The 20,108-nt window shown below is 70.4% G+C and carries 19 protein-coding genes; 11 read left to right on the forward strand and 8 right to left on the reverse strand.

The window, feature by feature from the left end; translation table 11 throughout:
- Positions 1 to 232: 232 nt before the first annotated feature.
- The 5 genes from ACFZDE_RS01220 to ACFZDE_RS01240 are packed head-to-tail and all read left to right on the forward strand — an operon-like array spanning position 233 to position 7,566.
- Positions 233 to 1,621 carry an extracellular solute-binding protein gene (locus tag ACFZDE_RS01220; protein ID WP_391196288.1) on the forward strand — a complete coding sequence of 463 codons (1,389 nt, stop codon included), beginning with the start codon at positions 233 to 235 and terminating at the stop codon, positions 1,619 to 1,621.
- A gap of 1 nt (position 1,622) precedes the next feature.
- Positions 1,623 to 2,543, forward strand: a complete 921-nt coding sequence (locus tag ACFZDE_RS01225) for an ABC transporter permease subunit (protein WP_390991606.1) — start codon at positions 1,623 to 1,625, stop codon at positions 2,541 to 2,543.
- Entirely contained in the window at positions 2,540 to 3,478 is a 939-nt protein-coding gene (locus ACFZDE_RS01230; protein WP_391196292.1) for an ABC transporter permease subunit, read from the forward strand. Before ACFZDE_RS01225 ends, ACFZDE_RS01230 begins: the two co-directional genes overlap by 4 nt.
- Before the next feature lie 49 nt (positions 3,479 to 3,527).
- Positions 3,528 to 5,675 (forward strand): beta-galactosidase, encoded by a 2,148-nt coding sequence (locus ACFZDE_RS01235; protein WP_391196294.1) that lies wholly within the window; start codon positions 3,528 to 3,530, stop codon positions 5,673 to 5,675.
- A 16-nt stretch (positions 5,676 to 5,691) separates the two neighbouring features.
- A complete protein-coding gene (locus ACFZDE_RS01240) occupies positions 5,692 to 7,566 on the forward strand; it encodes an RICIN domain-containing protein (RefSeq protein WP_391196297.1) in 1,875 nt (624 codons plus the stop codon).
- Between the two features lie 84 nt (positions 7,567 to 7,650).
- Here ACFZDE_RS01240 and ACFZDE_RS01245 read toward each other — a convergent pair whose 3' ends face one another.
- A complete protein-coding gene (locus tag ACFZDE_RS01245; RefSeq protein WP_391196299.1) occupies positions 7,651 to 8,412 on the reverse strand; it encodes a DeoR family transcriptional regulator in 762 nt (253 codons plus the stop codon).
- 90 nt (positions 8,413 to 8,502) lie between these two features.
- On the opposite strand from ACFZDE_RS01245, the gene ACFZDE_RS01250 reads away from it, so the two are divergent.
- Together ACFZDE_RS01250 and ACFZDE_RS01255 are read left to right on the forward strand one after the other, a co-directional pair.
- Entirely contained in the window at positions 8,503 to 9,714 is a 1,212-nt protein-coding gene (locus ACFZDE_RS01250; RefSeq protein ID WP_391196302.1) for an MFS transporter, read from the forward strand.
- A gap of 113 nt (positions 9,715 to 9,827) precedes the next feature.
- A complete protein-coding gene (locus ACFZDE_RS01255) occupies positions 9,828 to 10,445 on the forward strand; it encodes an HAD-IA family hydrolase (RefSeq protein ID WP_391196304.1) in 618 nt (205 codons plus the stop codon).
- A 211-nt stretch (positions 10,446 to 10,656) separates the two neighbouring features.
- Here the strand turns inward: ACFZDE_RS01255 and ACFZDE_RS01260 are convergent, their stop codons facing one another.
- The 6 genes from ACFZDE_RS01260 to ACFZDE_RS01285 are packed head-to-tail and all read right to left on the reverse strand — an operon-like array spanning position 10,657 to position 15,359.
- The gene (locus tag ACFZDE_RS01260) at positions 10,657 to 11,700 is read right to left on the reverse strand and encodes an LLM class flavin-dependent oxidoreductase (RefSeq protein ID WP_391196306.1); all 1,044 of its coding nucleotides are present in this window, start codon (positions 11,698 to 11,700) and stop codon (positions 10,657 to 10,659) included.
- Positions 11,697 to 11,912 (reverse strand): tautomerase family protein, encoded by a 216-nt coding sequence (locus ACFZDE_RS01265; RefSeq protein ID WP_390991586.1) that lies wholly within the window; start codon positions 11,910 to 11,912, stop codon positions 11,697 to 11,699. Before ACFZDE_RS01265 ends, ACFZDE_RS01260 begins: the two co-directional genes overlap by 4 nt.
- 42 nt (positions 11,913 to 11,954) lie before the next feature.
- Positions 11,955 to 13,454: an aldehyde dehydrogenase family protein gene (locus tag ACFZDE_RS01270; protein ID WP_391196308.1), complete on the reverse strand. Its 1,500-nt coding sequence runs from the start codon at positions 13,452 to 13,454 to the stop codon at positions 11,955 to 11,957.
- Positions 13,447 to 14,178, reverse strand: a complete 732-nt coding sequence (locus tag ACFZDE_RS01275; RefSeq protein ID WP_391196311.1) for an alpha/beta fold hydrolase — start codon at positions 14,176 to 14,178, stop codon at positions 13,447 to 13,449. Before ACFZDE_RS01275 ends, ACFZDE_RS01270 begins: the two co-directional genes overlap by 8 nt.
- Positions 14,179 to 14,184: 6 nt before the next feature.
- Positions 14,185 to 14,736: an amino acid synthesis family protein gene (locus ACFZDE_RS01280; protein WP_390991577.1), complete on the reverse strand. Its 552-nt coding sequence runs from the start codon at positions 14,734 to 14,736 to the stop codon at positions 14,185 to 14,187.
- The gene (locus tag ACFZDE_RS01285; RefSeq protein WP_391196313.1) at positions 14,733 to 15,359 is read right to left on the reverse strand and encodes an amino acid synthesis family protein; all 627 of its coding nucleotides are present in this window, start codon (positions 15,357 to 15,359) and stop codon (positions 14,733 to 14,735) included. Before ACFZDE_RS01285 ends, ACFZDE_RS01280 begins: the two co-directional genes overlap by 4 nt.
- Positions 15,360 to 15,601: 242 nt before the next feature.
- On the opposite strand from ACFZDE_RS01285, the gene ACFZDE_RS01290 reads away from it, so the two are divergent.
- From ACFZDE_RS01290 to ACFZDE_RS01305, 4 genes are read left to right on the forward strand one after another with little or no spacing between them, the layout of a single operon-like run.
- Positions 15,602 to 17,206 carry a BCCT family transporter gene (locus tag ACFZDE_RS01290; protein WP_391196314.1) on the forward strand — a complete coding sequence of 535 codons (1,605 nt, stop codon included), beginning with the start codon at positions 15,602 to 15,604 and terminating at the stop codon, positions 17,204 to 17,206.
- Positions 17,193 to 17,618 (forward strand): ester cyclase, encoded by a 426-nt coding sequence (locus ACFZDE_RS01295; protein WP_390991568.1) that lies wholly within the window; start codon positions 17,193 to 17,195, stop codon positions 17,616 to 17,618. The genes ACFZDE_RS01290 and ACFZDE_RS01295 overlap by 14 nt, the downstream gene beginning before the upstream one ends.
- 26 nt (positions 17,619 to 17,644) lie before the next feature.
- Entirely contained in the window at positions 17,645 to 18,148 is a 504-nt protein-coding gene (locus ACFZDE_RS01300) for a flavin reductase (RefSeq protein WP_390991565.1), read from the forward strand.
- Between the two features lie 34 nt (positions 18,149 to 18,182).
- Positions 18,183 to 18,893 (forward strand): FCD domain-containing protein, encoded by a 711-nt coding sequence (locus ACFZDE_RS01305; protein WP_390991561.1) that lies wholly within the window; start codon positions 18,183 to 18,185, stop codon positions 18,891 to 18,893.
- A gap of 63 nt (positions 18,894 to 18,956) precedes the next feature.
- On the opposite strand, the gene ACFZDE_RS01310 is transcribed toward ACFZDE_RS01305, so the two are convergent.
- Entirely contained in the window at positions 18,957 to 20,072 is a 1,116-nt protein-coding gene (locus ACFZDE_RS01310) for a methyltransferase domain-containing protein (RefSeq protein ID WP_391196315.1), read from the reverse strand.
- Positions 20,073 to 20,108 lie beyond the last annotated feature (36 nt).

Below are 20,108 nucleotides of genomic sequence, written 5' to 3' on the forward strand. Positions count from 1 at the left end.
GGGCATCGTCCACGTCCCGAGCGCTCCACCCGCACGAGCTCACCACCGGCGGCAGCCCGACCGCCGCAGTACCGGCCCCAACGAGGGCCACCCACCTCGCGGCCCGTTCCCCGGCGCGGCCACCCCGACGCCCGCGGTCACCGGTCCCACCCCCTCTGCCTTACGTCTGCCCTACCTCTTCCTCTTCCTCGTCCTCTTCCTTTCTCTTCCTTCGCCTCGGCGGGAGTCCAGCATGTCCAGAACCCCCATCCCCTCATCCGCACCCAGCCGCCGGTTCTTCCTCACCGCCACCGGCGCGGTGACGCTCGGCGCGGCCCTGTCCGCCTGCGGCGGCGGTGGCGACTCGGGCGGCTCGTCCGCCGCGGCCGAGCCGGTCAGCCGCTCCGACATCGACAAGGCGATGCGGACGCCGACCGAGCTGACGTTCTGGACCTGGGCCCCGAACATCCGGCGGGAGATCGCCCTCTTCGAGAAGAAGTACCCCGCGATCAAGGTCAAGGTGGTCAACGCCGGCCAGGGCATCAAGCACTACACCAAGCTGCGCACCGCGCTGAAGGCCGGCAGCGGTGCCCCCGACCTGGCGCAGATCGAGTACCAGGCGATCCCGACGTTCACGATCACGGACAGCCTGCTGGACCTGGGCCCGCACGGTGCCTCGGCCCTGAAGGGGAAGTTCGTCGACTGGACCTGGGGGCAGGTCAGCGGGCCGAAGGGCGAGGTCTGGGCGATACCCCAGGACACCGGCCCGATGGGGATGCTGTACCGCAAGGACATCTTCGACCGGCACGGCATCCAGGTCCCCAAGACCTGGGACGACTTCGCCGCCGCGGCCCGCAAGCTCCACAAGGCCGACCCCGACGTCTGTCTGACCAACCTCGCGGCCAACGAACCCGCCGCCTGGCACGGCCTGTTGTGGCAGGCGGGCGCGCACCCGTACGGCGTCTCCGGCAAGAGCGACCTGACCATCGGCGTCGACGACGCGGTCTCCAAGAAGCTCGGCACGTACTGGGGCGGCCTCGTCAAGGAGGGCGTCATCAGCACCGACCCCGGCTTCACCGACGGCTGGTACGCGGGTTTCAACAAGGGCAAGTACGCCACCTGGCTCACCGCGGCCTGGGGTCCGGCGTTCCTGTCCGGCTCGGCCAAGTCCACCGCCGGCGCGTGGCGGGCCGCCCCGCTGCCCCAGTGGGACGCCTCCAAGCCCGCCTCCGGGAACTGGGGCGGCTCCACCACGGCCGTCCTGCGATCGAGCAAGAACGCCATCGCCGCCGCGCAGTTCGCCCAGTTCCTCAACAGCGACCCCGCCAGCGCGAAGCTCTTCACCACCGAGCAGTCCTTCTTCCCCGCCACCAAGGCCCTGCTCACCGACGCCTCCTTCACCGGCGGCACCGCCCCCTTCTACGGCGGTCAGAAGGTCAACGAGCTGTTCGCCTCCATCGGCGACACCGTCGACCCCGCCTTCCAGTGGCCGCCCTTCTACGACCAGGCGGCAACCGACTGGATCGAGACCGTCGGCAAGTCCCTGGCCGACAAGGCCGACACGGGCGCCGCGCTCGACGCGTGGCAGACACGCCTGACCACATACGCCGAGAAGCAGGGCTTCACCGTCAAGGGAACGTGACATGACCGCCGCCACCGCACCCCCAGCCCCCCGGCCGAAGGCAACCGGCCCGCGTCGCGACCGCCGCGTCGCCGGCCCCCTGTTCGTCGCCCCGTTCCTCATCCTCTTTCTGCTGCTGTTCCTCGCCCCGCTCGGCTACGCCGCCTACCTGAGCCTCTTCCAGGAACGCCTCGTCGGCGGAACGGTGTTCGTCGGCCTGGACAACTACGTCACCGCGCTCACCGACCCCCAGCTCCTGAGCGGTGTCGGCCGCGTGGCGCTGTTCTTCCTCGTGCAGGTCCCGCTGATGCTCGTACTCGCGCTGGTGTTCGCCCTCGCGCTGGACAGCGGACTGCTGCGGCTCGCGCGGGTGATCCGGCTGGGCATCTTCGTGCCGTACGCCGTCCCGAGCGTGGTCGCGGCCCTGATGTGGGGCTACCTGTACGGCCCGGACTTCGGCCCGTTCGCCCAACTGGGCCGCGAACTCGGTTTCGCGGCACCGAACTTCCTCAGCGACGGGTGGATGCTCACCAGCCTCGCCAACGTCGTCACCTGGGAGTTCGTCGGCTACAACATGATCATCCTGTACGCGGCCCTGCGCACCATTCCGCACGAGCTGTACGAGGCCGCCGCGATGGACGGCGCCGGCCCCTGGCGCATCGCGCGGTCCATCAAGCTCCCCGCCCTGAAACCCGCCCTGCTGCTGACCCTGCTGTTCTCCGTGATCGGCAGCTTCCAGCTCTTCAACGAACCGAACCTGCTGATGAAGATCGCCCCCGACGTCATCAGCAGCTCCTACACCGCCAACCTCTACGCCTACTCCCTCGCCTTCACCGGCCAGCAGGTCAACTACGCGGCCACGGTCTCCTTCCTCCTCGGCCTGGTCATCGTCATCGCCTCCTACGGCGTCCTGCTCACCGCGAACCGCAGGAGGACCCCATGACCATCACCTCTCCCGCGGGCACCACCGCCGCCGCCCGCCGAACCGCGCGGAAGCACGTGTCGCCGCCGGCGCGTCGCCGCTCCCGGCCCCGCCGCAGCACCCCGCTGACGATCGCCATGCTGGCCGCGCTCGCCTACTTCCTGCTGCCGCTGCTGTGGCTGATCGTCGCCTCCACCAAGAACACCCAGGACCTGTTCAACAGCTTCGGCCTGTGGTTCTCGCACACCCCGCAACTGCTGACCAACATCCGGGCCACCTTCGCCCAGGACGACGGTGTCTTCGTGCACTGGCTGCTCAACACCGTCGTCTACGCGGGGGTCAGCGCCGTCGGCGCGGCCCTGCTCGCGGCCGCCGCCGGGTACGGGTTCGCCAAGTTCCGCTTCCGCGGGGACCGGCTGGCCTTCAACCTGGTGCTGGGCGCCGTCATGGTCCCGGCCACCGCCCTGGCGATCCCGACGTATCTGCTGTTCGCGGGCGTCGGCCTGGTCAACACCCCGTGGGCGGTCATCCTCCCGTCCCTCGTCAACCCCTTCGGCCTGTACCTGATGCGCGTCTACGCCGCCGACGCCGTCCCGGACAGCCTTCTGGAGGCGGCCCGTATCGACGGGGCCGGCGAGGCGCGGATCTTCTTCGGGATCGCGCTGCGGATGCTGGCCCCCGGCCTGGTGACCGTCCTGCTTTTCACGCTCGTGGCGACCTGGAACAACTACTTCCTGCCGCTGATCATGCTCAACAACCCGAACCTGTACCCCATCACGGTCGGGCTGTCCTCCTGGGCGGAGCAGGCACAGAACGGTGGCGCGGGCGTCAGCAGCGACATGCTCCCCCTCGTCGTGACCGGTTCCCTGATCTCGATCGTGCCGCTCGTCGCCGCCTTCCTGCTGCTCCAGCGCTACTGGCAGAGCGGCCTGGCCGCGGGCAGCGTCAAGCAGTAGGCGCGCGCGGCCCACATAATCCCCCTTCTTGTTCACGGAGGTTCCTCCCATGGCGGATCTGCCCGCCCGCGTTCTGTTCGGCGCCGCGTACTACCACGAGTACACCCCCTCCTACGACGCCGGTCCACGGCCCGAGGAACGGCTGAAGACCGATCTCGACCTGATGGCCGAGGCGCACTTCACCGTGATCCGGGTCGGGGAGTCCGTCTGGTCCACCTGGGAGCCCGAGAACGGCCGCTTCGACCTCGACTGGCTCCAGCCGGTCCTCGACGGCGCCCATGCACGCGGCATCTCCGTCATCATCGGCACACCGACCTACGCGGTGCCGCCGTGGCTCGCCCGCCAGTACCCCGAGATCACGGGGGAGCGGCGCACCGGTGAGCGCATCGGCTGGGGCGCCCGCCAGGAGGTCGACTTCACCCACCCGGCCTTCCGCTTCCACGCCGAGCGGGTCATCCGCAGGATCGTCGCCCGGTACGCGGACCATCCGGCGGTGATCGGCTGGCAGGTGGACAACGAGCCGGGCCTGCACCTCTTCCACAACCACGGCGTCTTCCAGCGCTTCACCGACCACCTGCGGGAGACGTACGGAGACGTGGAGACCCTCAACCGCGAGTGGGGCCTGGTCTACTGGTCGCACCGGCTGTCCACCTGGGCCGACCTGTGGACCCCGGACGGCAACGAACAGCCCCAGTACGACGTCGCCTGGCGGGATTTCCAGGCCCGCCAGGTCACCGAGTTCATCGGCTGGCAGGCCGACATCGTCCGCGAGTACGCCCTGCCCGGCCAGTTCGTCACCACCTGCATCTCCTACACCCGCCAGGGCGTCGCGGACGACGAGCTGTCCGCCCGGCTCGACATCGCCTCCGGCAACCCGTACTACGACATGCAGGACGGTCTGCTGCTGCCCGACCCCACGCCCGACGCGCACGAGCAGGTCTGGAAGACCACTGGCGTCTGGTCGATGTACCAGACCGCGGACTGGATGTACTCCTCCCGCCAGGAGCCCTTCCTGGTCACCGAGACCAACGCCAACTCCATCGGCTTCTGCTGGGACAACCGGCCCGGCTACGACGGGCAGTGGCGCCAGGCCGCCTGGGCCCATGTGGCGCGCGGTGCGCGGATGATCGAGTACTGGCAGTGGCAGACCCTGCGCTTCGGCGCCGAGACCTACTGGGGCGGGGTCCTGCCGCACACCGGGCGGCCCGGCCGGACGTACGCCGAAATCGCCCGGCTGGGCGCCGAGTTCGACCGGGCCGGCTCGCTCGTCGCGGGCCTCGAACCGGACGCCGACATCACCGTCGTCTACTCCACGCCCAGCAAGTGGCTGATGCAGAAGTACCCGCCGCTGGCGAACGCCGCGGGCGAGCCCGACCCGGCCGCCTACCACCGCATCCTCGACCCCTTCTACCGCGGTGCCTTCGACACCGGCCGCCAGGTCCGCCTCGTCCACGCCGGCCACCTGCACGACCCCCGGGGCGAGAACCCGGGCCCGGCCCCCGAGGAGGCTGTGCGCCGGCACCCGGTCCTGGTCGTCCCGGCGCTCTACCTCGCCCATGACGAGCTGCTCGACTGGCTCGCCGCCTACGCCCACGCGGGCGGCCACCTGGTCCTCGGCCCCCGCACGGGGTACGCCGACCACGAGGCCCGGGCTCGGCACGAGGCGGCCCCCGGGCGTCTCACCGAGGCCGCGGGAGTGTCGTACGACGAGTTCAGCAACCTCACCGCCGCCCTCCCGGTGCGCGCGGCGGCCGGCAGCCCCCTGCGGGTGCCCGAGGGGGCGACGGCGACGCACTGGGCGGACGGCCTGACCGTCACCGACGCCGTCGTCCTCGCCGAGTACGACCACCCGCACTTCGGACGCTGGCCCGCGCTCACCACCCGCCGCCACGGCGCCGGCCGCGTCACCCACGTCGGCACGGTCCCCGGCCGTGGCCTCGCCCGGGCGCTCGCCACCTGGCTCGCCCCGGAGCCCCGCAGCGGGTGGCGCGACCTCCCCGCGTCCGTCACCGCCACCACCGGCACGTCCGCCGACGGCCGCCGCGTCCACGTCGTCCACAACTGGAGCTTCGAGCCCGCCCGGGTCGAGGCGCCGGTGGGGCTGACCGACGTCCTGGACGGCGGGGCGCTCCAGAGCGGCACGCCCATCTCACTCGGCGCGTGGGACGTGCGCGTCTTCGTCGCAGCATCCGTATAGAGGAGGTACACCACCGATGAACCGAGCCGCACTGTGGTCGTCCCCGCAAGGGGCCACCGCAACCACCGGACGAACGAGGACGGTCAGAGCCCTGGGGACCGTCGCCGCGGTCTCCGCGCTGCTGGCGATACCCGTGGCGAGCGCGCGGGCGTACAACCCGACGGGCGGGATCCTCTACGAGCTGGGCAGCGAACCGTGCCTGAAGGGCCGGGGCAACTGCGCGGTCTACCCGAAGACGGCGCAGCTGCCCGGCGGGCGCCTGGTCGCCTCGTTCGAGAAGTCGACCGTCGTGGCCGGGTCGGGAAGCGCCGACGGCCAGACCCTGCCCGTCTACAAGAGCGACGACCACGGCACGAGCTGGCAGCCGCTGTCCGAGGTCAAGGCCCCCGCGTACCTCTCCAAGGATCCCGCGTACGCCAGGTACACGAGCAACTGGACCAACCCCTACCTCTACGTGCTGCCGCAGAACGTGGGGAAGCTCAAGTCCGGCACCCTGCTCCTGGCGAGCGTCGTGTCGGGCGACGACGCCTACTACACGGAGCACAAGGCGGCCGACCCCGGCTGGACCCCGGACAACGACGGCGACCGCAGCGACCTGGCGATCGCCCTGTACTCCAGCACCGACCAGGGCCGGACCTGGAAGGTCGTCAACGTCATCGCGACGGGTGGGTGGCAGGGCGGCAGCGCGGGTGCCGTCGGCCGCAACATCGCCGCGGCGAACAAGAACACGCAGGTCGATCCCCTGTGGGAGCCGTACCTGATGGTCTACAAGGGCAAGCTGGTCTGCTACTACTCCGACGAGAACGACTACATCGGCTTCGACCCCAGGACCGGCGCCGTGCAGCCGGACCCGGCGAACGGCACCGCCACCGACTCGCACGGCCAGATCCTCGCCCACCGCACCTGGGACGGCAGGGCGGCCAAGTGGAGCGAGGCCGTCGTCGACGTCTCCGGGTCGGTCCAGGACATGGGCGGCGGCAAGACGGAGATCGGCGGCGGCCGGCCGGGCATGACCAACGTCGTCCGCACGGCCGACGGCAAGTGGATGCTGACGTTCGAGTACTGGGGCGGCGGGGCCAACACCCGCTATGTGATCGCCGACGACCCGCTGAAGTTCTTCCGCGGAACCCAGACCGGCATGTCCGTCGGCGCGCTGCCCGTCACCGCCGGTTCCCGCCCGCTCTCCGGTGGCGGCAGCCCGGTCCTCATCCGGCTCCCCGACGGGCGCCTGGTCTACAACGCCGCCAACAGTGGCAGCGTCTGGGTCAACGACAGCGGGCGCAGCGACGGTGTGTGGACCGAGTACCAGACGACCTCCCGGCCCGGCTACAGCCGTAACCTCCAGTACGTCGACGGCACCGGCCGCGTCGCGATCCTCAACAACCAGGGCACGTCCCAGATCGCCTACGCCGAGGTCGACCTGGGCGACTCGGACGGCGCCTACCACCAGCTGGTGAACCGCAGGACCGGCCAGGTGATCGGCACCGGCAACAGGACCAACGACGCCAACCTCGGCAACGGGAACGTCCCCGACGTGGTCCTGGAGGACGCCGGTGCCGCGGCGGACCCGGACACCCAGTACTGGCACGTGGTGACCGAACCGAAGGGTGGCACGACACTGGTCAACAAGTCGGGCGGTCGCGCCGCGGCCATCTGGACCGGCAGCGCCACGGCCGGCCAGCGGATCGGCCAGTGGGTCGACGACAGCGCCACGGGCAGCTGGAACCTCGTCAAGAACGCCGACGGCTCGTTCAGGCTCCAGTCGGTCAAGAACACCGGCCTGTATCTGACCGGCGCGAGTGCCGGCGCCCCGCTGACCCTCCAGGGCGCGGCCGACGACGGGTCGCAGGACTGGCGGCTCGTCCCTGACACCCGTCGCGGCGGCTCATGACCCCCGCGGGCGTGGGCCGCTGACGCCCTCGGACGCGGTGCCCAACCCAACCCGGGCATCGCGTCCTCACGGCCGCACGGTCCCTCACACGGTCCGGACGACGGTGCCGCCGTCCTCGAGCGCGGTGACTTCCCCGGCGGCCGCGGCGCTGTCCGTGACCAGGGTGTGCAGGACGGTCGCGGGGCCGACGTGGGCGTAGGCGGTGTGGCCGAGCTTGCTGCCGTCGGCGGCGCCGACGACCCGCCGGGCCGAGGCGATGGCCGCCTTCTTCACCGCGGCGTCGTCGAGGTCGTAGGCGGTCAGGCCGTCGGCCGCGGTCAGTCCGCAGCAGCCGATGACGGCCGTGTCGAAGCGCAGGGCGGCCAGGGAGGCGAGGGTGAGGGGGCCGGTGAGGGCTCCTTCGGCGGCCCGGGGCTGTCCGCCGGGCACGACCAGGGTGGCCGGGCCGGGCACCTCGCCGATCAGGTGGATGGCCTGAAGGGACAGCGGCATCACGGTGACGGGCCGCTCGCGCAGCAGGCGGGCGACCTCCAGGCAGGTGGTGCCGCTGTCCAGCAGGACGCTCTCGCCGTCGGCGACGAGGTCGCAGATCCCGGCGGCGATCCGGCGCTTGGCCTCCACCGCCTCGTGGGCGCGCAGCGCGAAGGGGGGCTCCTCGCCCCGGAGCAGCAGGGTGCGCGCGCCGCCGCGGACGCGTTCGAGGACGCCCTGGGCGGCGAGGGTGTCGAGGTCGCGACGGATGGTCATCTCCGACGCGCCGGTCAGCTCCGCGAGTTCCTGGACGGTGGCACCTCCGGAGTCCCTGACGGTCTTCGCGATCAGCCCGTGCCGGTCTGCGTTACTCATAGCGCGATTGAACACCACAAGAAAATGAACAACAAGGTTGTTCGTTAGAGCTGGTTTCGAACATCGAACATGTTCGTTACGCTGGCCCCCATGGAACGTTCCCTGCGGGCCGCCCGTGTGGCGACCTATGTCTACTTCGTCCTGTGCGGCACCCTGCTGGGCACTTGGGTGGTGCACATCCCCGCGATCGAGGAACGCGTGGGCATCAGCCACGCCACCCTCGGCGGCCTGCTGGTGGTGTTCGGACTCGGGGCGTTCCTGGGCATGCAGGTGGCGGGGCCCCTGACCGACCGTCTCGGCACCCGTGTCGTGGTGCCCGTCGGCGGCGTCCTGTGCGGCGCGACCCTGATCCTGCCCGCCCTCGCCCCCGATCCGTGGACGCTGGCCGTCGCGCTGCTGGTCTTCGGGCTCTGCAACGGCTGCCTTGACGTCAGCATGAACGCCCACGCCGTGCACGTGGAGAAGGCCTACGGCCGCCCCGTCATGTCCGGCTTCCACGCTACGTTCTCCGTCGGGGGCGTCCTCGCCGCGCTCGCCGGGGCGGGCGCCGCGAGCGTGGGCCTGGGCGCGGCCGCGACCATGGGCGCCATGGGGGCGGCGGGCATCCTCGTCACCCTGATCTCGGCACGAGCCCTGCTGCCTGCCACGCCCGCCGGGAGCCCGGCCCCCGCGGCGGGGGCCGGCGCGTCACCGGAGGCCGGGCGCCGCGGCAGCACGGGCCGGATCTGGACGCTGGCCGTCCTGGCGCTGATGGCCATGTTGTGCGAAGGCGCCGCCCACGACTGGAGCGTCCTGCACATGAAGGACGTCCTGGGCGCGCCCGTCGGCACGGCGGCCTTCGCGTACGGCACCTTCGCCGCGGCCATGACGACCGGCCGACTGCTGGCCGATCGCTGCGTCACCCGGTTCGGTGCCCTGGCAGTCCTGCGCTACGGCTCGGTCCTGGCCGCCGTCGGCATCACCCTGGTGGCCCTCGGCCCGTGGCTGTGGGCCGCGTTCACCGGCTGGGCCCTGTTCGGCCTGGGGCTGTCCGGCTGCGTCCCGCAACTGTTCAGCGCGGCCGGCCACGCCGACCCCTCCGCCGCCGGGGCCAACGTCTCCCGGGTCGCCGGACTCGGCTACGTCGGCATGCTCGCGGGCCCCGCCGTGATCGGCTGGCTGACGCGCCTCGTGCCCCTCAACCACGCCTTCGTCCTGTTGACCCTGCTGTGCGTGACCACCGCCGTGGGCGCCCGAGTCCTGCGCACCGCGCCCGGCGACCACCCCGCCCGCCGGAGCGAGATGGTCACCGACAGCCCCTGACCGCCTGGGCGGCACGGTCCCTGACCCCCGTGCCGCCCAGGTCCCCCGCCCCGGCGGACCCCGACGCCCTGGACGCCTTCAGACCCTCAACCCTCAACCCGAGGACGGCCCTCGTGCCCACCGATCACCACCGCGTCGTGCTCTTCGACCTCTTCGGGGTCATAGCCCGCCACCAACGCCCGGGCGCCCTGGAGAAGATGGCCGCCCGCTGTCACACCTCACTCGACGCCTTCACCACCACCTACTGGACCCACCGCCCGCCCTACGACGCGGGCGAGCGTACCGCGTCCGGGTACTGGACCGACGTCCTGCGCTCGCTCTCCCGCCCCGCCGACGCCGACACCATCGAGGAGTTGCGGCTCACCGATATCGACAGCTGGTCCCGCGTCGACGACCGCATGGTCACCTATGTGCGGGACCTTCGCGAGCGCGCCCGGGTCGCCCTGCTGTCCAACATGCTGGCGGACCACGCGGAGGCCTTCCTCGCCGCCCAGCCCTGGCTGCACGACCTCGACCACGTCGCCTTCTCCGGCCGGATCCGGGCGGCCAAACCCGACCCGGCCGCCTTCCGGCACTGCGTCACCGCCCTGCGCGCCGCACCGGCCGACTTCCTCTTCGTCGACGACCGCGAGGAGAACGTCCACGCGGCGCGCGCCGTCGGCATGCACGGTCACCTCTTCCACGGCCAGGACGAACTCGCGGCCGTCCTCGACGCGTGGCTGCTTGGGTAGACGACTCGGTGCCCCCTAGTGGCGGGCGGCCGCGAGGCTGTCGGCGAGGCGCAGCAGGTCCGGGCCGAGGGGGGAGTCGGTGCTCCAGGCCGCCTCGTACGAGATCTGCACCGCGTGGCCCTCGCCGAAGCCGGCCGGTTCCCGCGCGGCAGAGCCCTGCTCGAACGCGTGGGGGAGCCCTCCACGGTCAGTGCCGAGTGGTGACCTGGGGTCACTGGAACGCGGGGACGACTTCCTTGATGAACATCTCCAGGGACTTGCGCTTCTCCTCGTGCGGCAAGCTGTTGTCGATCCAGAAGCTGTACTCGTCCACGCCGAGTTCCTCGTAGGCGCGCAGCCGCTCGATGATCTCGGCCGGGGTGCCGATCATCGCGGTCCTGTGCAGCGACTCGGGCCGGAACTCCGGCCGGTCCGCGAACTTCGACTCCGGGCTGGGCGGCAGGAACCCGTTCACGGGTGTGGTCTTGTTGCCGAACCAGGCGTCGAAGGTCCGGTAGAAGCGGTTGATCGCCTCCGCGGCCGGGCGCCAGCCGTCGGGCTCGTCGGGGGAGTGGACATGGGTGTGCCGCAGCACCATCAGGTCGGGACGCGGCACCTCTGGATGGTTGGCCACGGCGGTGTCGAACTTCCGCTTGAGGTCGGCGACCTCCTCGTCGCCCTTCATCAGCGGGGTGACCATGACGTTGCAGCCCTGGGCCACGGCGAAGTCGTGCGAGGCGGGGTCGCGGGCAGCGATCCACATGGGCGGGGTGGGCCGCTGCACCGGCTTGGGCACGCTGGTCGAGGTCGGGAACTGCCAGATCTCACCGTCATGGGCATAGTCCCCCCGCCAGAGCGCCCGGACAGCGGGCACGAGCTCACGCAGGTGCTTTCCGCCGTCGGCGGCCGGCAGTCCGCCCGCCAGCCGGTCGAACTCGAACTGGTAGGCGCCCCGGGCGAGTCCGACCTCCATGCGGCCGTCGCTGATGACGTCGAGCAGCGCGCACTCGCCGGCGACCCGGAGCGGGTGCCAGAACGGGGCGATGACGGTCCCCGCGCCCAGCCGGATCGTCGAGGTCCTCGCCGCCAGGTGGGCGAGCAGCGGCATCGGGCTGGGGGAGATCGTGTACTCCATCGCGTGGTGCTCTCCGATCCACACGGTGCCGAACCCGCCGGCCTCGGCCATCAGCGCCAGCTCGGAGAGGTTCTCGAAGAGCTGCCGGTGGCTGACCTCCTCGTCCCAGCGCTCCATGTGCACGAACAACGAAAACCTCATGACTGCTCCTTCGGTGCTGTTGCCGCGTCCAGTTCCGTGAGGGTGATGTCACCGGTCGCCCAGTGCGTGCGGGGGACCTCGTGGACTACGACGCGGATGTACTCGGGCCGGGTGTGCACGGTGCGCAGGACCGCGGCGTGCACCTCGTGGATCAAGTCCCGGATCTGTTCCGGGGTGCGGCCCTCGGCGAGGGTGATGGCGACCTGGGGCATGGTGACTCCCGTCGGTTCTGGTAGGGCTCGGCTCCGCTCAGGTCAGCTCCGCATCGTGAACGGATCGGCCACCGGCTCCTCGCTCGTGTTGATCCAGACGCTCTTCAGCCGGGTGTATTCCTTGATCGTCTCGGTGCCGTGCTCGACGCCCACGCCGCTGGTCTTGAAGCCCTGGCGCGGTGACATCGGGGACATGGCCCGGTAGGTGTTGACCCACACCGTCCCGGCGTCCAGACGTGCCGCCATCCGGTGTGCCCGCGCGAGACTGGTCGTCCAGACACCGGCCGCGAGGCCGTAGTCGGTGTCGTTCGCCAGCCGGACGACCTCCTCCTCGGTGTCGAACGGCATGACCGCCAGGACGGGACCGAAGATCTCCTCGCGGACGACGCGCATGCTGTTGTCGACGTCCACCAGGACGGTCGGCTCGTAGAACCAGCCGCCGAGGCCCCCGTCGGTGGCCCGGCCGCCGGTCAGCACCCGGGCGCCCTCGCCGCGTCCGAGGTCGACGTACCCGGCCACCTTGTCGCGCTGGCCCTCGAAGGCCAGCGGGCCGAGTTCGGTCTTCTCGTCCAGGGGGTCGCCGATGCGAATGGTCCGGGCGCGTTCACAGACCCGTTCGAGCAGCTCGTCGTAGACGGACCTGTGCGCGAACACCCGGCTGCCGGCGATGCACGTCTGTCCGGCGGCGGCGAAGATGCCGGCGACGACGCCCATCGCGGCGTTGGCAACGTTCGCGTCCTCGAACACGATGTTGGGTGACTTGCCGCCGAGTTCGAGCGTGGAGCCGATGAACCGGCTCGCCGTCGCGGCGGCGATGCGCGCCCCGGTGGCGGTGCTGCCGGTGAAGGAGATCTTCGCCAGGTCAGGGTGGTCGACCAGGGCCTGCCCGGCCTCGGCACCGAAGCCGGTGACGACGTTCACCGCACCCGGCGGGAAGCCCGCCTCCAGAGCCAGCTCGGCGAGCCTGAGCACCGTCGCCGAGGTGTACTCCGACGGCTTGACCACGACCGTGTTGCCCACGCAGAGCGCGGGCGCCAGCTTGCTGCTGGTCAACGTCAGCGGGGAGTTCCAGGGGGTGATCGCCCCGACCACGCCGAGGGGCTCGCGGGCCGTGTAGTTCAGCACCTGACGGTCGGAGGTGGGGATGAAGTCGCCGTGGATCTTGTCGGCCAGTCCGGCGTAGTAGTGGTAGTACTCGGGCAAGGCCGCCAGCTGGCCGCGCATCTCGCGCAGCAGCTTGCCGTTGTCCTTCGACTCCATGCGGGCCAGGTCCTCGGCGTTCTCCGCGATCAGGTCCCCGAGGCGGCGCAGCAGATGTCCGCGGCGGGTCTGGCTGAGGTCACGCCAGCGCGGGTCCTCGAAGGCGTCCCGCGCGGCGGACACGGCGCGCTCGATGTCGGCGGAGTTCCCGCGTGCGGCCCGGTAGAGGACCTCGCGGGTGGCCGGGTTGGTGCTCTCGAAGTACTCGCCCGACGCGGGCTCGACCCAGGACCCGCCGATGAAGTGCTGCGACGTGGTGAGTGACGTGGTGAGTTCAGACATGTGCGCACTCTCCGATGAAGGTCGTGAGGGAGTCGACGAACGCCTCGGGCTGTTCGACGGGCAGCATGTGACGCGCCCGGGGGATGACCACCGCACGGCAGTCGGGAAGCGCCGCGGCGAGCCTGCGGGTCATCTCGGGCGTGGACCCGGGATCCCTCTCTCCCGTCACCGCCAGGGCGGGTACGGCGATGCCGGCCAGGTGCGGCGCGAGTTCGGCGTCCGCCGTGGCGAACACGCGATAGCAGCGGAGGAAGGAGCCGACGTCGTTGGAGAGCAGCGTGGCCTCGGTGCGGGCCACGTGTTCGGGGGCGACGTCGGTGCCGTCGTACCACCGCCGCAAGGACGCGGCCGCGCTCGTCGTGAAATCGGCCTCCGCGGTGCGCAGCCGGTCCAGGACGGACGCCCGCTCGTCGGCCGTCCGGGCGCACACCGAGCTGACCGACGTCAGCGTGGCCACCAGCTCCGGGCGGTGCAGCGCGGCGTGCTGGGCGACCAGTGCACCCAGGGAGAAGCCGACCAGGTGCGAGCCTGCCGGAATCTCGTCGACCACCCCGTCGGTCAGGTCCGCGAGGGTCACCCCTTCGGGCACCGGTGGGCGGGCGCCGTGGCCCGGCAGGTCGGGGGTGAGCACGGTGAAGCGGTCGGCCAGGAGCGCGGCGGCGGGCTCCCACATGGTGTGGTCGAGCCCCACGCCGTGCAGCAGCACCACGGTGGGCTTGCTCATGTATGCCTACTGCTCGGTCGAGAGCGGCGCCAGACGCTGCTGCGGGCGCCCCTGGGCGGCCGCGGCGAGCGCGATGACGATCTCGTTCGGGTGGGGGGCGTCGCTGATCCGGACCTCGAAGCTCTGGTGGTGCGAGCGGATCGTGGCGTCGGTGATGTGCTTCAGCGGGATGTCGAAGACCACACCGGCCGGTCCGCGCTTCTCCACCGCGGGCAGCAGGGTGGTGGCGTCGGCGGCTTTGCGGAAGTGGTCACCGAACTTGAGCGTATGAATCAGGGCCGAGCCGTGCTCGATCTCGCCGTCCAGGCCGACGACGGCCGCCTTGCCGTACGCCTCGGCGGGTGCTTCGAGCGCGTCGAGCACGGCCGGGGCCAGCAGCGCGCCGAGGTCGGAGGCGTTGGCGTCGATGCCGGGGTTGAGGTCCTCGACGAAACCCTGACCGGCCCAGGGGTTCTCGATCACCGCCGCGACCACGGCGATCCGGGCGGGGCGTGCGAGCGTGCGGCCGCCTTCGGAGTGGGTCTCCTCGACGACGGTCACGATCTTGCGGACGTTCATGAGGCGAGGACCTCCAGGGTTTCGGTGGTGACGACGGGGTCCGTCATGCGGTCCCCGATACGGGGGTGCGGGCGCGGCCCCGTGGACGCGGCCGCGACGACGACGATCTCGTCCGCGCGCGGGGCGTCGCAGACGCGGGCGCTGATGGTCTGGTAATGGCTGCGCGTCGAGGCGTGTGTCTTGTGCCAGAGCGGCACGACCAGCGTCTCACCCGCCTCGGCGCGCGTGTCGGCGAAGCAGATGATCGACTCGCCGTGCAGGTACTCCCGCACCAGATTGCCGAAGTACGGGGTGTGGATGAGGGCACCGGCGTGCTCGATCTCGCCCGCCGTACCGACGATGGCGGCCTTGCCGAACGATTCGATCTCCTCCACGCCGCCCAGCGCGGCGATGAGCCGGCCGGTCAGCAGCGTGGCGAGCACGGGAGCGATGCGCTCCTGCTCCCGGGACAGATCAGCCGTCGGTCCGGTGCCCGCCCACGGATTCCGTATGACGGCGGCGACGCTGGCTCGCCGCGCCGGCTGGGCGGGTTCGGCACCCGCCTCGGTCAGGACGGCGTCGCGGTAGAGCACGAGCTTGCGCAGACCGATGCTCTCGTCGAGGTGATCCATACGCTCTTGCATGCCACAGGACGATAGATGTCGTCTCTTGTACCGGTCAAGGGGTTGACCGACGAGGGCGCCCGAGCCCCGTCAGCTCGCTCACGGAGATCCACATCAGGGCAATGAACTGCACTTATAGCGAGTGAGCACCGCTGTGAAGCGATTCTGCTCGGCTGAACTCTTGACGCTGCATCTGTGGCATGCCTTACTGCTGCTTGTATGCCAGACCGGACGGCCATCGGGCCCCGGACCCAAGGAGTTTCATGTCCAGTCACCTTGGAACGGGCGAGGACACGACGCCCGCGACGTCATCGGGGAGCGGTGGGGAAAGCGCCACGGACGGCACCGGCCCCGACCGGGAAAGCGGCGGCAGACTCGGTTCCGTTTTCTGGAGCTCGCTCGGTATCTCCACCGTCTTCGTGGCGTGGGCGGTGCTCTTCACGGACAACCTGAACACCGTCACCACCGAGTCGCTGAACTGGGTGACGGCCACGTTCGGCTGGTCCTATCTGGTGGTCACGCTCGCCATCCTGATCTTCCTGGTGTTCCTGGCCTTCAGCCCCGCCGGCGACATCCGGCTCGGCAAGGACTCGGACCGCCCGGAGTTCTCCACGCCCACCTGGTTCGCCATGATCCTCAGCGCGGTCATGGGCATCGGACTGGTCTCCTACGGCGTCGCCGAGCCGATCTCCCATCTGGCCACGCCACCGCACGGTCTCGCCGAGCCGAACACAGCGGCGGCGGCGGTGCGCGCCCTGCAGTACTCCTACTTCGACTGGGGTCTGCAGGCCTGGGCCATCTTCGCCGTCTTCGGCCTGGCGATCGCGTACTCCACCCACCGCAAGGGCCGGCGCACCCTGGTGAGCCAGATGTTCCGGCCGCTGCTCGGCGACCGCGTGGACGGGCCGATCGGCAAGACCATCGACGTGCTCGCCGTCTTCGCGACGCTCTTCGGCACCACGACCTCCCTGGGCCTGGGAGCCCTCCAGGTCAACAACGGTCTCGGCAGGCTGTGGGGGATGCCGGTCAACAACGTCAGCCAGGTGCTCATCATCGCCGCCGTCACCTCGATCTTCACGCTCTCGGCGGTCACCGGCGTCAGCAAGGGCATCAAGTTCCTGAGCCAGGGCAGCTCCGTGCTGGCGATCGCCCTGTTCGTCTTCATGCTGGTCGTCGGCCCGGCCGTGTTCATCGCGAACCTGTACATCGAGTCCCTGGGCATGTGGGCCACCGATTTCTTCCGGATGAGCCTTCAGGGCACCGCCTTCGGCGGGCTCGAATGGATGCAGTGGTGGACCTACTTCATGATGGCCTGGTGGGTCTCCTGGGGCGCCTTCGTCGGCGTCTTCCTGGCCCGAATCTCGCGCGGCCGCACCATCCGCGGCTTCATCATGGGCGTCCTGGTCGTCCCCAGCGTCGTGTTCTTCACCTGGTTCACCGTCTTCGGCGGCACCGCGATCCACATCGACATGTTCGAGAAGGGCGACATCGCCAAGCAGACCGCCGCCGACATCAACAGCGCGTTCTTCGCGACCCTCGACCACTTCCCGCTCGCCGGGGTCACCTCGGTCATCGCGATCATCCTGGTCGTGATGTTCTTCGTCTCCGGCGCGGACGCCAACACCTACGTGCTCTCCATGATGACCTCCGACGGATCGCTCACCCCACGCCGCTGGGTGCTCGTCCTGTGGGGCGTCCTCACCGGAGTCACCGCCGTCGTCCTCATGCTCGCCGGCGGACTGAACGCACTCCAGAACACCGTCATCGTGACGTCGTTGCCCTTCCTCGTGATCATCGCCGGTCTGGCGGTGTCCTTCTGGAAGGAGCTGAACGCGGACAGAAAGGAGAAGGCCGGTGTCCAACTCTGACGCCCGTCGCGGACTCATCGAGAAGGCCTGGACCGCCGCCTGGGGCGAAGGAGACGTCGACGCCCTCGACGCGCTGCTGAGCCCGGCCTACCTCCGGCACAGCACGGACCCGCAGCCGCAGGGCCTGGAGGCCTTCAAGGCCTCGATCGTCTCGACCCGGTCGGCCTTCCCGGACCTGGTGACGACCATCGACGACATCGTGGTCGAGGGCGACCGGGCCGCGATCCGCTGGCACAGCACCGGAACCCACAAGAACTCGCTCCTCGGAGTCCCCGCCACCAAACGGCGGGTCGAGGTGAGCGGCGCCACGTTCGCCCGCTTCGAGGACGACCGGATCGTCGAGGAGCACGTGACGTGGGACCCCCGGGCGCTGCTCTCGGCCCTCGGAGTCATCCGGGTGGGACAGGACTGACGGACAAGATGACAAGGAGCAGCACCATGACCCCGCTCGCCGCGAAGCCCGACCTCGACCTGATGAAGCAGGTCAACCGGCAGTTCGTCACCGGTGTCACCGTCGTGACCGCGATGGACGGGCAGACTCCGAGAGGGCTGGCCGTCAACGCGTTCGCGAGCATCTCGCTCGACCCCGCCACCGTGATGGTGTGCGTCCAGCGCACCTCGTCCACCCACGACTGCCTGTTCAGCGCGACCCACCTCGCGGTCAACATCCTGTCCACGGACCAGCTGGACGTCGTCGGCACCTTCGCGAGCAAGGCCACGGACAAGTTCGAGAAGGTGGAGTGGGAGCGCGGCCCGTTCGGCAGCCCGCTGATCGCCCGCAGCAGCGCGCAGATGGAGGTCGAGATCCGCGAGCGGCTGCAGGCCAGCACCCACACCGTGTTCATCTGCCGGGTGGTGCACGCCGCCGTCGCCGAGCGTCATCCGATGGTCTACAGCGCGGGTAAGTTCTTCGACGGCGGTGCGCTCGCGCCGCTGGGATGACCGGCGGTCGGCTCGGGAGACGGAGGAGGGCTCGGTGAATCGCGCAAAGAGCGAACCGAAGACGCAGAGCGGACCGAAGAACGGGTCGATGCAGGCCAGGGTGATCGCCGACATGCGTCGGCGGATCATCAAGGGAGACATCGAGCCCGGGGCGCCGCTCTCGGAGCTGGCCCTCGCGGAGGAGTTCGGAGTCAGCCGAACTCCGGTACGCGAGGCCCTCAAGCAGTTGCAGACCGAAGGGCTGGTCGAGATCCGCCCTCGCGTCGGGACGTTCGTCACCACCCCCTCCCGACGCGAGATCACGGAACTCTTCGAGATGAAGGAACTCCTGGAGGGCGCGGCCGCCCGCCTCCTCGCCCGGCGCGGCCGCGTCGCGGAGATCGATCTGCTGGAGCGGAACCTGCGCGAGGCCGACGAAGCGGTCGCACGGGACGACCGGGAGCGGTACGCGGAGTTGGTCCAGGAGTTCCACGACCTGCTCATCGCCGGCGCCGACAACAGCAAACTCGAGGCCCACTACCGGATGCTGATGAATCAGCTGGCCTACTCACGGCTGGTGAACACGTCGCTGAGCCAGCCGGGCCGCGCCCTGCAGTCGGACCGTGAGCACCACCTGGTCCTGGAACTGATCCTGGAGAAGGACGGCGACAGCGCCGAACACGTGATGCGCGAACACGTCAGAGCCAGCCGCCGCGCCCTGCTGGCGGGGCTACCCCTCAGCGGTTCCCACGAGACGGGCGCCTAGAAGAAACCGAGTGGACGGGGACCTGATGCGACGGGCATCGCCGGGCTGCTCCTGCTGGGCTTGTCACTCCTCGCGGCGGGCGATCACCCGGAAGGCGTTGGAGAAGCGGCTGCGGCGGATCAGCGGGGCGAGGAGCCGGTCCAGGGCGTACATCGGGAAGCAGAGCGGTATGCCCGCCCAGAAGACCGTCTTGGTGACCGCGGCGCCGAGACGGCCCCGGGGCTCGGGCAGCCAGGGCTCGTCGCGGAACGGCAGCAGCCGCAGCACGTACAGCCCTACGAGCGCGGTGAAGTCCACGGGGATATGGGACTCCTCGCGGTCCGTCGCCACCACCGTGAAGCCCAGCTCGGTGAGGGCCCGGCGCAGGTTCCTCATGGTCACGAAGTGCTGGTGCTGAGGCTGGAACCACGGCAGCCAGTACCGGCCGAAGAGGCGGCCGAAGGGCGACTCCGGGTTGGGTACCTCGATGATCAGGTGGCCGCCGGGGCGGAGCACGGTGTGAACCGCGGCCAGTTGGGCCTGCGGGTCCGTGGTGTGCTCCAGGCAGTGGAACATGCTCACCGCGTCGTACTGGCCGGCGAGTTCGTCCGCGAGGTCGGGCAGAAAGCCCTGGTAGGCCCGCTCGATGCGCCCCGACTGCTGCGCCCCGAGCACATGGGCGCCGATGTCGAGCCCGTCGAAGGTGGTGCCGGGCAGTGCTTCCCTGGCCGCCAGGCAGAAGTCACCGCCCGCCGTGCCGACGTCGAGCCAGCGCTTCGGCCGGGCGTGCCGCCGCATGGCCACGGCCCGGTCGCGGTTGCGTTCCCTCGCGGCGTCGCTGTCCAGGGCGCCGCCGATCTTCTCGGCGTACAGGCCGTCGTAGAAGTCCCGATAGTAGAAGTCCAGTCCGGCCGCGCTGAGCTGCGGGTTCTGGAACGTGTGTCCGCAGTCGCGGCACTGGTCCAGGGTGAAGGTGCCGGGCTTTCGCTGCAGGTGGTCCTTGGTGCGCAGGCGGCGACGCAGCTGCCGCGCGCCGCACCAGGGGCAGTCGGTGCGGCGCGGCTCGAAGAACCGGGCGATGCCGTCGGCCAGCTCTGCCTGGTACGCGGGGCGCAGACGGGCGACGCGTTCGGCGTCGGAAGCAGGGGGCGGTGGGGCGGGTGTGTCGGGGGTGTCAGGGGGCTGGTTCGTGGTGGCCATGTCCGTGGTCTCCTCTCGTTCCACTCTTCGGCACGG

The organism is Streptomyces sp. NPDC007929 (assembly GCF_042959065.1).
Taxonomy (GTDB): Bacteria; Actinomycetota; Actinomycetes; order Streptomycetales; family Streptomycetaceae; genus Streptomyces.